The 632-nt window shown below is 46.5% G+C and carries 1 protein-coding gene; it reads right to left on the reverse strand.

Translation table 11 applies throughout. The annotated features are described in order from the left end of the window. Positions 1-472: hypothetical protein (locus CLFS41_RS06635; protein ID WP_045091825.1), on the reverse strand; the 472-nt coding region annotated here is incomplete at its 3' end. Positions 473-632: the final 160 nt, after the last annotated feature.

Here is a 632-nt window from a genome sequence, read left to right on the forward strand (position 1 = left end):
CCGTTCCGTTGATTTGGAAATGCACCGTGTCATTGTTACCGCCGATACCAACGAAGCCGCAAAAGTCCTCACCATCTGGCGAAGTCAGTTTCATGGATTCGGTGTAGAACTGGAAACCCAAACCGCGAGGCGCAGACAGCGACAAACCAAGCACTTGATTAGTGAAGATACGCAAGCAATCTTCTAAGTAGTTGCGATAACAGATATCAAAGGCTTTGTTGTACGCTTCAATTTCTTCAGACGTCTTAGCGACGGTCGGATTAAACACAGGTGGAGCAGGGAACTTAGGTGCACGACAGTGACGCTGTAACAGCCCTGATTTGGCAAAGCCTTTGTATTCTTCATGCTTGTGCAAGCGACGAACCGCATCGTGACAATGACGTAAGTCTTTCACCGCAAAAGTAAAACACAGGTAATCAATATGAACGCTTTGCTCATCGAAACTTTTAAGGATGTTAGTTGCAGTAGTCATCGAACACCCCCAAATTGATACGTTGTTCAACGGTCGTGTTGGTGATGGACACCAACTCATAAGAAGCGAACTGAGACGAAGCCCAAGACTCAAGATGAGACATGGAGTTAAGCAAATCCCATTCGTCGCAACCTTTGACCAACACAGACACCGTGATGTC

This window comes from Clostridium sp. FS41 (genome assembly GCF_000954015.1).
Taxonomy (GTDB): domain Bacteria; phylum Bacillota; class Clostridia; order Lachnospirales; family Lachnospiraceae; genus Enterocloster; species Enterocloster citroniae.